The following is a 15172-nucleotide window of genomic DNA, read 5'->3' as shown; positions in this document are numbered from 1 at the left end:
ACCTCGCGCCTCTGTCGCACAACAGGCGCACGGCGTCATCATTCGGTCATGGACCCCACTCACGACAAAGACGGCGTCGCGGACGCCCCCTCGCTCCCCGCACTGGCCGAGGACTGGCAGCGATGTCTCGCGGTCGCGGCGCACCCCGACGACCTGGAGTACGGCGCGGCGTGCGCGGTCGCCCGCTGGACGGCCCAGGGCAAGCAGGTCACCTACCTCCTCGCGACGCGCGGCGAGGCAGGAATCGACGCGCTGCACCCCGACCGGGCGAAGCCGCTGCGCGAGGCCGAGGAGCGGGCCGGCGCGCTCGAAGTCGGCGTCGACACCGTCGAGTTCCTCGACCACCGCGACGGTGTCGTCGAGTACGGACTCGACCTGCGGCGCGACATCGTCCGGTCGCTGCGGCGCCACCGCCCCGAGGTCGTGGTCACCGGTGCGTTCTCCGTCCGGATGATCGGCGGCATGACCAACCAGGCGGACCACCGCGCCGTGGGCCTGGCCGCTCTCGACGCGGCACGGGACGCGGGCAACCGCTGGATCTTCCCGGAGCTGGAGGACGAGGGCCTCCAGCCGTGGAACGGCGTCCGCATGGTGTGCGTCGCGGGCGCCGAACGGCCCACCCACGGCGTGGACGTCACCGGTGAACCCCTGCGCCGGGGCATCGCCTCCCTGGAGGCCCACGCCGAGTACACCAAGGGACTGGGGGACCAGGCCTTCGAACCGGGCGCGTTCCTGACCTGGGTCGGCCGGACGGCCGGCCAGGCCCTCGGCGTCGAGTCGGCGGTCCTCTTCGACGTCCACCAGCTCATCCCCGACGGCCCGCCGCCCTGGGCGTGAACACGGGCCCCACGGCCGATCCGCCGGAGCACCAGCCCCCGCTCCGGCGGAACTTGACCTGATCGAGGGTTTCCCGCCGCCCCGAGACCCCTAGGCTGATCGGCGTTGATCACCGCCACCCCCAGGAGCGAACGTGACTCTGCCCCGTCAGCAGGCCTTCGGGCGCCCGGCCGTCCTCCGCCGGGAAGCCGTCGCCGCGGTCGTCCCCGTCGCCGTCGCGGCCCTGCTGGCCGCGGCCTCACCCGCCGCTGCCGCCGGGGGAGCGCCCGGCGTGGGCGACCCCTACTTCACCCTCGCGGGCAACGGCGGCTACGACGTCCGCCACTACGCCCTGACCCTCGGCTACGACCCCGGCAGCCGCCACCTCGACGGCAAGGCGGTCGTCACCGCCCGCGCCACCCAGCGGCTCACCCGCTTCGACCTAGACCTCAAGGGACTGAAGGTCACCGGCGTGACGGTCGGCCACGACAAGGCCGCCTTCCGCCGGGACGGCCAGGAACTGGTGATCACCCCGAAGCACGCGCTGCGCGAGGGCCGGCAGTTCCGTGTCACCGTCACCTACGCCGGCACGCCCGGCCCGGTGACCGACCCCGACGGCTCACTGGACGGCTGGATCCCCACGGACGACGGGGCGTTCGTGGCGGGCGAACCGCAGGGGGCCATGACCTGGTTCCCGGGCAACAACCACCCCAAGGACAAGGCGTCCTACGACATCACCCTCACCGTGCCCGAGGGGCGCACCGCGGTCTCCAACGGCGTCCTGCTCGGCCGGCGGACCGCCCACGGCCGCACCACCTTCCGCTGGCGGCAGGCCGAGCCGATGGCCGCGTACCTGGCCACCGCGACGGTGGGCACGTTCGAGGTCGAGCGGTACAGGACCGCGGACGGGATCGAGGTCTACAACGCCGTCGACCCGCGCGAGGCGGCCGAGGCGGCACCCGTCCTCAAGAAGCTGCCGTCGGTACTGGCCTGGGAGAGCAAGCTGTTCGGCCCGTACCCCTTCCGCGCCGCCGGCGCCGTGGTCGACCACGCCCCGCGGGTCGGATACGCGCTGGAGACCCAGACCCGCCCCGTCTACGACCGCGCACCGGACCTCGGCACCCTCGTCCACGAGAGCGCGCACCAGTGGTTCGGCGACTCGGTCTCCCTGACCAGCTGGAAGGACATCTGGCTCAACGAGGGCTTCGCGACCTACGCCGAGTGGCTCTACGCCGAGCAGCACGGCGGCGAGAGCGCCCAGAAGGCCTTCGACGACCTGTACGCGCGCCCGGCGGCCGACGACCTGTGGGCGTTCGCCCCCGCCGACCCCGGCGACGGAGCCCACATCTTCGCGACCCCCGTCTACGCCCGCGGAGCCATGGCCCTGCACAAGCTGCGCACCGCCGTCGGCGACCCGGTCTTCTTCCGCGTCCTGCGGACCTGGGCCGCCGACCACCGGGACGGCCACGGCACCACGGCGCAGTTCACGCGTCTCGCCGAGCGGCTGTCCGGCAAGGACCTCGACGCGCTGTTCCGCACCTGGATCGGCACGGCGGGCAAGCCGCAGCGGCCCTGAGGGAAGCCGCCCGGCCGCGGCCCGCCGTCAGGCGGGTCGCAGCCAGAGCGTCGCCAGCGGGGGCAGAGTCAGCCGCAGCGACGCCGGACGGCCGTGGCTCGGCTCCGGCTCGGGCTTCAGCACACCGCAGTTGGTGACGTCGCTGCCGCCGTACCGGGCGAGGTCGGTGTTGAGGACCTCGTGCCAGGCGGGCACGTCGTCCGGCACCCCGAGCCGGAAGTCGTGCCGCACGACCGGGGAGAAGTTGCTGACGGCGAGCAGCGGGGAGCCGTCGGCGGCGTGGCGGAGGAAGGCGAAGACGTTGTCCTCGGCCGCGTCGCCCACCACCCAGGAGAAGCCCGAGGGGTCGGTGTCGCGCTGCCACAGCGCCGGCTCACCCTTGTAGTGGGCGTTGAGGTCGCGGACCAGGTCTCGGACCCCGCGGTGGTCGGGCTCGGCCTCGTACCCCGGGTCCAGCAGCCACCAGTCGGGCCCCTGGGCCTCCGACCACTCCCCGCCCTGCGCGAACTCCTGCCCCATGAACAGGAGTTGCTTGCCCGGGTGGGCCCACATGTAACCCAGGTAGGCGCGTTCGTTGGCCCGCTGCTGCCACCAGTCGCCGGGCATCTTGGCCACGAGCGCCTGCTTGCCGTGCACGACCTCGTCGTGGGAGATGGGCAGCACGTAGTTCTCGCTGTACGCGTACACCATCGAGAAGGTCATCTCGTTGTGGTGGTACTTGCGGTGCACCGGGTCCTTCGAGATGTAGACCAGCGAGTCGTGCATCCAGCCCATGTTCCACTTCAGCCCGAAGCCGAGGCCCCCGTCGGAGGTCGGCCGGGTGACACCGTTCCAGGCGGTCGACTCCTCGGCGATGGTGACCACGCCCGGGTTCCGCCGGTACACGGTGGCGTTCATCTCCTGGAGGAAGGAGACGGCGTGCGGGTCCTCGTTGCCGCCGTACATGTTCGGCGTCCACTGTCCGGGCTCGCGCGAGTAGTCGAGGTAGAGCATGGAGGCGACGGCGTCCACGCGCAGGCCGTCGATGTGGAACTCCTCGCACCAGTACACGGCGTTGGCGACCAGGAAGTTCCGCACCTCGCGGCGCCCGTAGTCGAACTCCAGCGTGCCCCAGTCGGGGTGCGCGGCCCGGTGGGGGTCGCCGTGCTCGTACAGCGGGGTGCCGTCGAACTGGGCCAGTGCCCAGTCGTCGCGCGGGAAGTGCGCGGGCACCCAGTCCATGAGCACGCCGATCCCGGCCCGGTGCAGGGCGTCGACCAGGTACTTGAAGTCGTCCGGGGTGCCGAGCCGGGAGGTCGGGGCGTAGAACCCGGTGATCTGGTAACCCCAGGAACCGCCGAAGGGGTGCTCGGCGACCGGCATCAACTCGACGTGCGTGAACCCGAGTTCGGCGACGTACCGCGGAAGCTCCTCCGCCAGCTCGCGGTAGCTCAGGCCGGGCCGCCAGGAGGCCAGATGCACCTCGTACACCGAGAACGGGGCCTCGTGCACCGGGACGTCGCCGCGGTGCGCCATCCAGTCCTGGTCACCCCACTCGTACGCCGACTCCGTCACGATCGACGCGGTCGCCGGGGGCACCTCGGCACGCCGGGCCATCGGGTCGGCGCGCATCGTGTGCGTGCCGTCCGGGCGGGTGATGTCGAACTTGTACGCCGTTCCCGCCCCGATGCCGGGAAGGAACAGCTCCCACACTCCGGTGGAGCCGAGCGAGCGCATCGGGTACGCGGCGCCGTCCCAGTGGCAGAAGTCCCCGCACACCCTGACGCCCCGGGCGTTCGGCGCCCAGACCGTGAAGCGGGTGCCGACGACCCCCTCGTGGACCATCGGCTGCGCGCCCAGGGCCCGCCACAGCTCCTCGTGGCGCCCCTCGGCGATCAGGTGCAGGTCGAGTTCACCGAGGGCGGGCAGGAAGCGGTAGGGGTCCGCCACCTCGGACTCGTCACCGTCGTAGGCCACGAGCAGCGTGTACGCGGGGACGGCGTCGAGAGGCAGGACGCCGGAGAACAGGCCGTCGCCCTCGTCGCGCAGCTCCGTGCGCTCTCCGTCGACCCGCACGGCCACCGTCCGGGCGTACGGGCGCAGGACGCGGAACCTGACGCCGCCCGGGACAGGGTGGGCGCCCAGCAGGGCGTGCGGGTCGTGGTGGGCACCCGACAGCAGCCGCGCGCGGTCCGTCGCGTCCATGGCCTCGGCCGGGCGGACGCCCGGGGTGCCGTGCCCGGGTCGCGGCGGTCCCGCCCGGGATGTCATGGCGGCGGGCTCCGGGGTCCCGGCCGACAGGACGGGAGCGGACGGATCGGGAACGACTGTGGTGTGGGGTGCCACGGCTCTTGAGCCTCCTTGAGCAGAGAGAAAGCGGGAACGAAAAAGGGGCGCGCGCTACTGCCGCCGGGGGTTGAGCGGCGTCTCGGCGAGCCGGGTGATCGCCGCCATCGGCACGGGCAGCCAGTCGGGCCGGTGCCGGGCCTCGTACAGCACCTCGTAGACCGCCCGGTCCGTCTCGTACGCCCGCAGCACCTCGGGTTCCTCCCGGGGGTCCCAGCGTGCCTCGGCGGCATAGCCCGCGCAGTACGCCTCGCGGCAGCGCTGGGCCCATTCCGGCCGCCACGGGCGCCGGGAGCGGGCCGCGTAGTCGAAGGAGCGCAGCATGCCCGCGACGTCGCGGGCGGGGGACTGGGCGCGCCGGCGCTCGGCGAGCGGACGGGCCGGTTCGCCCTCGAAGTCGATCACGAACCACCGCCGCCCGGTCCGCAGCACCTGGCCGAGGTGGAGGTCGCCGTGGATCCGCTGGGCGGGACGGGCGGTGTCGAGGCGCGCGAGCGCGTCGTACGCGCTCTGCAGCCCGGGCACGTACGGCAGCAGCGCGGGGACGGAACGGGCGGTGGCGTGCAGGCGTTCGGTCATCGCCTCCGCCAAGCGCCTGTTGTGGCGCCGGGTCGGGGTGTCGAGGGGGAAGGCCTTGGCGAGCGCCAGGTGCACCTCGGCCGTGGCCCGTCCGAGCGCGTACGCCTCCTGGGTGAAGTCCCGTTCCGAGCTGAGCGTCTCCAGCGCCAGGGCCCAGCCGTCGGTGGCGTCGCGCAGGTACGGCTGGAGGACACCCAGCGTCGCCTGCTCGGGGTGCGAGGTCTGGAACCAGGCGGCCGGCGCGGGCACCCGCGTGCAGCCCTGCCGGGCCAGCGACGCGGGCACCTCCAGGTCCGGGTTGACGCCCGGCTGGATGCGGCGGAACACCTTCAGGATGAAGGAGTCGCCGTACACCAGTGAGGTGTTGGACTGCTCGGCGTCCAGCAGGCGCGGGGCCAGCCCGTGGGGCAGCGGCACCCGGGTGTCCCGTTCGAAGCGCAGCGGGCCCGCCGTCCCCGGGTGGCGCAGCCGCTCCAGCAGCAGCCCCGCGGCCTCGGAGTCCTGGAGCGCGTCGTACACCATGAGGCCGGCCAGCGGACCCTCGTCGGCCCGCCCGATGACGGCGTGCGCCAGCTTGGGCGGCAGGAACTCCCGCACGCCCAGGAGCAGCTGGTAGCAGTCGTCGGGCGGGGGAGAGGTGCCGGGCCCGCGACCGGCCGGCGGGCCCTCGTGCTCGGCCCGTACCAGAAGATGCAGACAGCCCGGGTGCAACTCGGTCACCGACAGCAGGGTCAGGTCCGTGATGGTCCGGCCCTTCCCCGCGAACCAGCGCTGCCGCGGCAGCCATGCGAGCAGCAGCTCGGCGAGCGAGCTGAGCAGCGGGGCGCGATCGAGGCTGCTCGGTCTTTGCAGTGCAATCTTCGGCATGGCGACGCGTCCTTTCAGATGTACACGATCAAGAACGCCGGATGACGCGGGAGGAGAGGGCCCGGAGCCGGAACCAGTAGAAGCCGTGGCCCGCCAGCGTCAGCAGGTACGGCAGCTCGCCGATGGCCGGGAAGCGCACCCCGCCGATCAGCTCGACCGGGTGCCGCCCGTCGAACTCCCGCAGGTCCAGCTCGGTCGGCTGTGCGAAGCGGGAGAAGTTGTGCACGCACAGGACGAGGTCGTCCTTGTACTCGCGCAGGAACGCGATGACGGCCGGGTTGGTGGAGGGGAGTTCGGTGTAGGAACCGAGGCCGAACGCCTTGTTCTGCTTGCGGATCTCGATCATGCGCCGGGTCCAGTGGAGCAGGCTGGAGGGGCTGCTCATGGACGCTTCGACGTTGGTGACCTGGTAGCCGTAGACCGGGTCCATGATCGTCGGCAGGGAGAGGCGGCCGGGGTCACAGGTGGAGAAGCCCGCGTTGCGGTCCGGGGTCCACTGCATGGGGGTGCGGACGGCGTCGCGGTCGCCGAGCCAGATGTTGTCGCCCATGCCGATCTCGTCGCCGTAGTAGAGGATCGGCGAGCCGGGCAGGGACAGCAGCAGCGCGGTGAACAGTTCGATCTGGTTGCGGTCGTTGTCCAGCAGCGGGGCGAGGCGCCGCCGGATGCCGATGTTGGCGCGCATGCGCGGGTCCTTGGCGTACTCCGCGTACATGTAGTCGCGTTCCTCGTCGGTGACCATCTCCAGGGTCAGCTCGTCGTGGTTGCGCAGGAAGATGCCCCACTGGCAGTTCGAGGGGATGGCGGGGGTCTTGGCGAGGATTTCGGAGACCGGGTAGCGCGACTCGCGGCGGACGGCCATGAAGATGCGGGGCATCACCGGGAAGTGGAAGGCCATGTGGCACTCGTCGCCGCCGGCGGCGTAGTCGCCGAAGTAGTCGACGACGTCCTCCGGCCACTGGTTGGCCTCGGCCAGCAGCACGGTGTCGGGGTAGTGGGCGTCGATCTCGGTGCGGACCCGCTTGAGGAACTCGTGGGTCGCGGCCAGGTTCTCGCAGTTCGTGCCCTCCTCCGTGAAGAGGTAGGGGACCGCGTCCAGCCGGAACCCGTCGATCCCGAGGTCCAGCCAGAACCGCAGGGCCGCCAGGATCTCCTCCTGGACCCGTGGGTTCTCGTAGTTGAGGTCGGGCTGGTGGGAGAAGAAGCGGTGCCAGAAGTACTGCTTGCGGACGGGGTCGAAGGTCCAGTTGGAGGCTTCGGTGTCGACGAAGATGATGCGGGCGTCCTGGTACTGCTTGTCGTCGTCGGCCCAGACGTAGTAGTCGCCGTAGGGGCCGTCGGGGTTGTTGCGGGACTCCTGGAACCACGGGTGCTGGTCGCTGGTGTGGTTCATGACGAAGTCGATGATGACGCGCATGCCGCGCTGGTGGGCGGCGTCGACGAACTCCACGAAGTCGGCGAGGTCGCCGAACTCGGGCAGTACGGCGGTGTAGTCGCTGACGTCGTAACCGCCGTCGCGCAGCGGTGACTTGAAGAAGGGCGGCAGCCAGAGGCAGTCGACGCCGAGCCACTGGAGGTAGTCGAGTTTGCTCGTGAGGCCCTTGAGGTCACCTACGCCGTCGCCGTTGCTGTCCTGGAAGGAGCGGACGAGGACCTCGTAGAAGACGGCTCGTTTGAACCATTCGGGGTCGCGGTCCTTGGCGGGGGTGTCCTCGAAGGTGTCCGGGACGGGTTCGTTGACGATCATGTGGTGACCGACCCTCCGATCTGCGATGAGGACGGGCGCAGGGCGGTGCCGTGCTCATCCGGGGAGTCGTGGTTCTCAGCCTCCCGGCCCACAGCGAGGACATGCGCACCGCCGGGGGCCAGCCGCACGTAGTTCGTGCTGCCCCAGTGGTAGGTCTCGCCGGTGAGCTCGTCGTGCACGGGCACCGTCTCGTGCCAGTCCAGGCCGAGTTGCGGCATGTCCAACGAGACCGTGGCCTCCTGGGTGTGGTGAGGGTCGAGGTTCGCCACCACGAGAACCGTGTCCGAGCCGTCGCGCTTGCTGTACGCGATCAGCGCGTCGTTGTCCGCCCGGTGGAAGCGCAGGTTGCGCAGCCGGCGCAGGGCGCCGTGCGAGCGCCTGATCCGGTTCAGCCGGGCGATCAGCGGGGCGATCGTCCGGCCGTCCCGCTCGGCGGACTCCCAGTCCCGGGGACGGAGCTGGTACTTCTCGGAGTCCAGGTACTCCTCGCTGCCCGCGCGGACGGGGGTGTTCTCGCACAGCTCGTAGCCGGCGTAGACGCCCCACGCGGGGGAGAGGGTCGCGGCGAGCACCGCCCGCACCTCGAAGGCGGGGCGCCCGCCGTGCTGGAGGTAGGCGGGGAGGATGTCGGGGGTGTTCACGAAGAAGTTGGGCCGCATGTACGCGGCCGACTCGCCCGACAGTTCGCTCAGGTACTCCGTGAGTTCCTGGCGGGTGTTGCGCCAGGTGAAGTAGGTGTACGACTGCTGGAAGCCCACCGCGGCCAGCCGGTGCATGACCGCGGGCCGGGTGAACGCCTCGGCCAGGAAGATCACGTCGGGGTCGGTGCGGTTGACGTCGGCGATGACCTGCTCCCAGAACACCACCGGCTTGGTGTGCGGGTTGTCCACCCGGAAGATCCGCACGCCGTGGTCCATCCAGTGCCGCAGGACGCGCACGGTCTCCTCGACCAGGCCCGGCATGTCCCGGTCGAAGGCGATCGGGTAGATGTCCTGGTACTTCTTCGGCGGGTTCTCCGCGTAGGCGATGGTCCCGTCCGGACGGTGCTGGAACCACTCCGGGTGCTTCTCCACCCACGGGTGGTCCGGCGAGCACTGGAGCGCGAAGTCCAGGGCCACCTCCAGGCCGAGGCCCGAGGCCCGCCGTACGAAGGCGTCGAAGTCCTCGATCGTGCCCAGGTCCGGATGGACGGCGTCGTGGCCGCCCTCCGGCGAGCCGATCGCCCACGGCACGCCCACGTCCTGCCGGCTGGCCGAGAGGGTGTTGTTCGGGCCCTTGCGGAAGGTGGTGCCGATCGGGTGGATCGGCGGGAGGTAGACGACGTCGAAGCCCATCTCCGCGATCGCGGGCAGCCGCTCGGCGGCCGTGCGGAACGTCCCGCTGACCGGGGGCCGGCCCTCCTGGACCACGGCGCCCTCGGAGCGCGGGAAGAACTCGTACCAGGCGCCGAACAGGGCCCGTTCGCGCTCCACGAGGAGGGGCATGGGCTCCGTACGGGTGAGCCGGTCGCGCAGGGGGTGGGCGGCGAGGACGGCGTCCACCTCGGGGGTCAGCGCGTCCGACAGGCGTGCTTCCGCCGGCCTGGAGTCGTCGCGCAGTGTCCGCGCGGCGACCTTGAGCGTCCGGCGGGCGGCGCCCCGCGGGGCCCCGGCGGCGGCCCGCTCGAACAGCGCGGCACCTTCGTCCAGGATCAGCGGGATGTCGATGCCGGCGGGGACCTTTATCCCCGCGGCGTGCCGCCAGGCGGCGATGGGATCGCTCCACGCCTCCACGCGGTACGTCCACGCGCCGGCCGCCTCGGGGGTGACCTCGGCTCCCCATCGGTCGGAGCCCGGGGCGAGTTCGCGCATCGGGGTCCAGGGGCCCTCCCGGCCGTCCGGTCCGCTCAGCACGACGTTGGCCCCGACCGCGTCATGACCCTCACCGAAGAGGGTGGCGGTGACCTGGAAGGTCTCGTCCACGACGGCTTTCGCCGGCCGGGTGCCGCGGTCGACGACGGGCCGCACATCCACGATCGGGATGCGGCCGGTGGCCGGGTTGCCTTCCAGGTCCATGGGATTCGCCTCCGCCGTCCTCAAGCACACGCCTGCGGTTGAGAGCTGCATCGGAAAGCCCGGCCGTGCAGCGGGGTTCTGTCGTTGTCGTCATCCACCGAGTGCCGGGCTGACGCCGCGGCTCTGCTTGCTCGCGCCACCGTGGGGCCGGCCGCTCATGTGGTGGAGGGCCTTGGCCGCCGTGTGGGGGCGCAGGTAGCGTTCGGCGGCGTCGGCGGCCTCACGGGCGCAACGCTCGCCCATCAGCACGCACAGGGTGTACGCCGTGTTCTCGAACTTCCCCCGCACCGTGTGGTCGGCGGGGGCCGCGAGCAGCAGGCGTTCCCACGCCCGGTATCGCTCAAGATGCAGGGCGACCTCGGCTTTTGCGGGTAGCAACATCTCGCTGGTCACCTTCCCACTTGTCGACTGCGCACGGCTCGTCCAGGGTTTGCCCGAAGGGCCGTGCACGGAGAGGAACCGGTTCGTCACAGCACCGGAGCCCTCCCCCATGGTGCACGGGACACCCGCGAGCGTCTTGTTGGCTCTTCAACGAAAAAACCGGGGCCGGTTCTCGAGTTGCACGAACGGGCTAGCGCTCCCACCCTGAGAGTGACTCAGGAGCGATCACTGCTCACGCTTCGTGTTCGGGGCTCGGCCCGTCAGGGCGGTGGGAGAAGCGAGAGCTTCGCCGGTGAGGAGCCAACGACGATGAACGCTGTAGTGCCCTGCTACTACCACCTCGACGTGGAGGTCAGCCCGGAAAAGGTCGGGCAGGTCAGGCGTATCCTGGCCGCCCATCTCCGGTACTGGAACCTGGAGATTCTCGTCGAGTCCGTCTGTCAGTGCGCGGAAGCTCTGCTGCACACGATCGACCGCCACGCGACGGACAAGAACACCTCCATCGAGATGTGGTGGAACGGTCAGCACCTGATCACCGCCATCTCGGACAACAACCAGGACATCCGCCCGCACTACGCGCCGCAGGGGTGCCTGGCCCGGATCGCCGCGCTGAGCGACGGCTGGGGCTGCTGCGCCACCGGTGTCGGCGGCAAGATCATCTGGTTCGCCCGGCGCGTGCAGGCGTCCGAACGCGCACCGCTGGTGCCCGCCGCGCCTTCGCCCGCCCTTCTGGAGGCGCTTCAGGCCCCCCGCGAGATGCCGGTGCCGGCCCTGGTCGGCCCGACGAGCGAGATCCCGCTCGAAGCGGAGACCGAGCGCGCCGACGGCCCGGCGCCGGACGAGGCCGAGCACCGGCCGGCGCACCGTCCGCGAGTTCCCGTGTGACGCGCGCACGTGTGCCGGATCTCCCCGTGACACACGTTCTCCCCGCGCCCTTTCGGCGCCCCACCGGGCCGCGGCCTGCTCCGGCAGCCGCGGCCGGGTGGCGTCCGGAACCGGCCCGGCTCCAAGGATCGGCGCACCCTGAAGTCTCCCCGGGCAGCGGGTACTTGACTTGAAGTGCGCTCCAGGATCCAGACTCCCCGTCAGGTCCGCGAACGCCGGGCCGGCAGGGAGGGCACACCCATGAGGTACCGCACGATCGGCACCGACCCGGCGACCCGCCGCGAGGTGAGCGTGCTGGCGCTCGGCGCGATGCTGTTCGGCTCGATGACGGACGAGAAGACCTCGTTCGCCGTCCTGGACCGCTACGTCGAGGCCGGGGGAAACTTCATCGACACCTCCGACAATTACGCCTACTGGGTGGACGGTGGCCAGGGCGGCCAGAGCGAGACCCTGCTCGGGCGGTGGCGGCGCAGCCGCGGAGTCGGGGACGAGATCGTCATCGCGACCAAACTCGGCGCCCGCCCGCTCGCCCCCGGCACCGGCTTCGTCGACAACCCGGAGGGACTGTCCGCGAAGGTGATCAGGGAAGCGGCCGAACGGAGCAGGGAACGGCTCGGCACGGACCGCCTCGACCTGCTGTACGCGCACATCGAGGACCGGACCGTCTCGCTGCGGGAGACCGTCGAGGGCTTCGCCGGGCTGGTGGCCGAGGGGACCGTCGGGCTGCTCGGGGTGAGCAACCACGCCGCCTGGCGGGTGGAGCGGGCGCGGGCGATCGCCGCCGCGGCGGGACTGCCCGGCTACGAGGTGCTGCAGTACCAGCACAGCCTGCTCCGGCCGCGCACCGACGTGCCCGACGGGCTCTTCCCCGAGGGAAGCCTCGGCGGTGCCACCCCGGACCTCCTCAGCTACCTGCGTGCCGAGCCCGGCCTGACCCTCGTGGCCTACTCACCCCTGCTGGGCGGTGCCTACACGCGGGACGACAAGCCCCTGCCGTCCGACTACGACCACCCCGGCACGCCCGCCCGCCTCGCGGTGCTGCGGGACGTCGCGAGGGAGACCGGGGCGACGGTCAACCAGGTCGTCCTCGCCTGGCAGATCGGCGGCACGCTGCCCGTGATCCCGCTCGCCGGTGCCTCCTCGGTGGCCCAGCTGGAGGAGAACCTGGCCGCCGTCGACCTGGAACTGACACCGGAGCAGCGCGCCCGGCTGGACGCGGCGCACTGACCGGCCGGGGCGCCGACGGGAGCGTGTCGGGGAGACGGCACGCACGCCCGGCGCGGCGCCCTCAGCGCTTCCGGGTCCGCCCGGTGCGGCACGTGGTGAGCAGCAGCGCGATGTCGTCCGGCCGCTCCGTGGCGTGCCGGGCCTCCTCGGTGAGCCGGTTGGCGGTGCCCGCGAGCGAGGGGGCGCCGGGCCGCGAGCGCGGGCCGCCCGCCTGGGAGAGGGCGGTCCGCAGGTTCGCGATGCCGTCGTCGATGTCGTGGCCCGGCCTCTCGACCAGTCCGTCGGTGTACAGCGCCAGCACGGCGTCCGGTTCCAGGAGCAGGTCCGTCACCGGGTAGACGGCACCGGGGTCCACCCCGAGCACCACCCCGCCGGGCAGGTCCAGCACCTCGGTACGGCCGTCGGGGTGACGCAGCAGGGGCTGCGGGTGACCCGCCCGGGCGGCCCGGGCACGCCCGGTGCCCGGATCCAGCCTCACGTAGCAGCAGCTCGCGAACTGTCCGGGGTCCAGGTCGATGAGCAGCCGGTTGGTGCCGCTCATCACCTCGTCCGGGGGCTGGTCGCCGAGCGCGAACGCCCGCACGGCGCTGCGCAGTTGGCCCATGGTGGCCGCTGCCTGCACTCCGTGTCCCTGCACGTCGCCGATGACCAGGGCGAGCCCGTCGCCCGCCTCCACGACGTCGTACCAGTCGCCGCCCACGTCCATCCCCTTGGTGCCCGGCAGATAGCGGCCCGCCGTCTCCACCAGGGGGTGCGCGGGCAGCCGGTGCGGCAGCAGCGCCTCCTGCAGCCCCCGGGCGAGGGCCGCCTCCGTGTCGTAGCGCCGGGCCCGCTCCAGGGCCTGGGCGATCAGTCCGGCCAGGGCGGTCAGTACCGCCCGTTCCTCGGTGCTGAAGGGGCGGGGGCGGTCGAAGCCCAGGATGCAGGAGCCGACCGGCCGGCCCGAGGCGATCAGCGGCAGGAACGCCCGGGCTCCCTCCGTGGCGTCCAGGGGGATGTCCGGGTACGCCTCCGCCAGCTGCGGCATGGACTCGAAGAACAGCGGACGTCCACTGGTGAGCGTGTCGACCCCCGGCAGGTGGGTGTCGAGACCGACACCGTCGAAGGGCGCGAGGAAGCCCTTCGGGAAGCCCGTCTCCCACGCGAGGTAGAGATGGCGCTCCTGCAGCAGGTAGATGGCCAGGCGCCGGCCGCCGAAGGCGGGCAGCAGCTCGCGCATCACGACCTCGGACACCTGGCGCGCGGTCACCGCCTCGGTCAGCGCGATGGCGAGGACGATCGGACGGTACAGCGGCGCGGTCGAGGTGATCCCCTCCGTGGTCCCGTCGCCGGTGATCTCGTCGGCGGTGAGCTGGCGGGCGTCCACCGGCGCGGACTGCGCGGCGGAGGCGCCCCCCACCGGCACCACCTTGCAGGCGAGGCTGTCCGGGCCCGGATGGACCGACAGGGTGAGCCACTCGCCCTCGTCCGGCCCCGCAGGACGCCGGCCGGGATCCCCCGAGGGGCGTCTGACCTGGAAGTGCACCGCCCCCGGTGACAGCAGCGCGCCGCGCAGATGATCCTCGTACCGGGGGCGGTCGAGCCACGGCACGGCCTCCCACAGCGACCGCCCGAGCAGCTCCGTCCGCGGCCTGCCGAGCAGCTGGGCGGCGCGCGGATTGACGTACGTGATCATCCCGAGCCGGTCGAGCGCGAACACGCCCTCCGTGAGCAGGTCGGCGGCCTCGGCGGCGGCCGGGCCCGGCCCGGGGTCGATGACGAGCCCGTTCACACGGTGCGCGCGCGACGCCTTGCCGGGGGTCCCGCCGGGCGTCCACAGCTCCAGCAGGCGCCGGCCCCCCGCCACCCCGCGCACCGTCAGCGGGAGCGCCGGGGGACGCCCGGTGGCCGTCTCGCGCAGGGCGACCAGCAGCCGGCCCGCGTCGTCGGGCGTCAGCGCCCGCGCCAGCGCCTCCGGCGTTCCGGGGAAGTCCTCGGGGTCGACGCGCAGCAGGTCCCACAGCGCGTCGTCCCCGGTCACCATGGCGTTCGCCGGATCCCAGGTGAACCGGCCGAAGCGGGCCGGGGACGCGCCGAGGGCGGGCGGCCGCACGCACAGCGGCTCGCTGTCCCAGGTCAGCCCGGGATGCTCGTCCTCCAGCGACAGCAGCGCGGTCCCCAGCCCTTCCGCCACCGCGGTCATCCGGTCGAGGTCCAGCACCGCCTCGGGCGGGTCCGGGACGGAAGGGTGCAGCACGGTCAGTACCCCGAAGCACGTCGACGCGCCCACCACGGGCACGTACGCCGAGCCGAACTGGAACGGCAGGCCCGCGGCGAGCTGCGGGTAGCGCCGCATGGTCTCCGTGGCGTCCGCGAGCAGGACGTCGGTGCCGAGCCGGTGGGCATCGGCCGCCGGGAAGGGCCGGTCCACGTGGATGCGCCACCAGGGGCGGAACAGCGATCCCGGCAGTCCGGCGAGCACGGCCAGCTTGAGCAGCCCGGGGGTGCGCGAGCGCAGGTACACGCCGCCCGCGTAGCCGCCGACCGCCTGGATCGAATCGGCCACGGCGCGGTGGAGCAGCGCGGCCAGCCGTTCCTGCGCCCGCTCCGTACGGTCGGCGCTCCCAGTCATCGGTCTGTCCTCGTCCGCGCAGCACGCACCTGGTCGGTAACACAGCCAGAATGCGCTCCCCGGACCCGCCCCCGCACCTCGGCGCCGCCGGGGGCACGCCGTCC

Annotated in this window: 10 protein-coding genes; 4 read left to right on the top strand and 6 right to left on the bottom strand. The window is 72.3% G+C overall.

Annotation, left to right across the window (positions count from 1 at the left end; genetic code table 11):
* Positions 1-48 precede the first annotated feature (48 nt).
* Together ACZ4VA_RS10640 and ACZ4VA_RS10635 are read left to right on the top strand one after the other, a co-directional pair.
* Positions 49-837 (top strand): PIG-L deacetylase family protein, encoded by a 789-nt coding sequence (locus ACZ4VA_RS10640; protein ID WP_389389376.1) that lies wholly within the window; start codon positions 49-51, stop codon positions 835-837.
* A 133-nt stretch (positions 838-970) separates the two neighbouring features.
* Entirely contained in the window at positions 971-2392 is a 1422-nt protein-coding gene (locus ACZ4VA_RS10635) for a M1 family metallopeptidase (RefSeq protein ID WP_468080831.1), read from the top strand.
* Between the two features lie 27 nt (positions 2393-2419).
* Here the strand turns inward: ACZ4VA_RS10635 and glgB are convergent, their stop codons facing one another.
* From glgB to ACZ4VA_RS10610, 5 genes are all read right to left on the bottom strand, one after another.
* Positions 2420-4717 (bottom strand): 1,4-alpha-glucan branching enzyme, encoded by a 2298-nt coding sequence (glgB, locus tag ACZ4VA_RS10630; protein ID WP_468080829.1) that lies wholly within the window; start codon positions 4715-4717, stop codon positions 2420-2422.
* Positions 4718-4771: 54 nt separating this feature from the next.
* Positions 4772-6163, bottom strand: a complete 1392-nt coding sequence (locus ACZ4VA_RS10625) for a maltokinase N-terminal cap-like domain-containing protein (protein WP_356164072.1) — start codon at positions 6161-6163, stop codon at positions 4772-4774.
* A gap of 28 nt (positions 6164-6191) precedes the next feature.
* On the bottom strand, positions 6192-7910 hold the full coding sequence (gene treS, locus ACZ4VA_RS10620; protein ID WP_388904473.1) for a maltose alpha-D-glucosyltransferase: 1719 nt from the start codon (positions 7908-7910) through the stop codon (positions 6192-6194).
* A complete protein-coding gene (locus ACZ4VA_RS10615; RefSeq protein ID WP_468080826.1) occupies positions 7907-9964 on the bottom strand; it encodes an alpha-1,4-glucan--maltose-1-phosphate maltosyltransferase in 2058 nt (685 codons plus the stop codon). The genes treS and ACZ4VA_RS10615 overlap by 4 nt, the downstream gene beginning before the upstream one ends.
* 90 nt (positions 9965-10054) lie before the next feature.
* The gene (locus tag ACZ4VA_RS10610; protein ID WP_355793953.1) at positions 10055-10345 is read right to left on the bottom strand and encodes a DUF5133 domain-containing protein; all 291 of its coding nucleotides are present in this window, start codon (positions 10343-10345) and stop codon (positions 10055-10057) included.
* A 309-nt stretch (positions 10346-10654) separates the two neighbouring features.
* On the opposite strand from ACZ4VA_RS10610, the gene ACZ4VA_RS10605 reads away from it, so the two are divergent.
* On the top strand, positions 10655-11230 hold the full coding sequence (locus tag ACZ4VA_RS10605; RefSeq protein ID WP_355793954.1) for a pep a2: 576 nt from the start codon (positions 10655-10657) through the stop codon (positions 11228-11230).
* Positions 11231-11470: 240 nt separating this feature from the next.
* Positions 11471-12457 (top strand): aldo/keto reductase, encoded by a 987-nt coding sequence (locus ACZ4VA_RS10600; protein ID WP_356175218.1) that lies wholly within the window; start codon positions 11471-11473, stop codon positions 12455-12457.
* Between the two features lie 61 nt (positions 12458-12518).
* Here the strand turns inward: ACZ4VA_RS10600 and ACZ4VA_RS10595 are convergent, their stop codons facing one another.
* Entirely contained in the window at positions 12519-15068 is a 2550-nt protein-coding gene (locus ACZ4VA_RS10595; protein ID WP_468080823.1) for a SpoIIE family protein phosphatase, read from the bottom strand.
* Positions 15069-15172: the final 104 nt, after the last annotated feature.

Source organism: Streptomyces sp. NPDC028308 (assembly GCF_055565855.1).
Note: the sequence above shows the minus strand (reverse complement) of the source record. Positions and strands in the feature narration are given on the sequence as shown.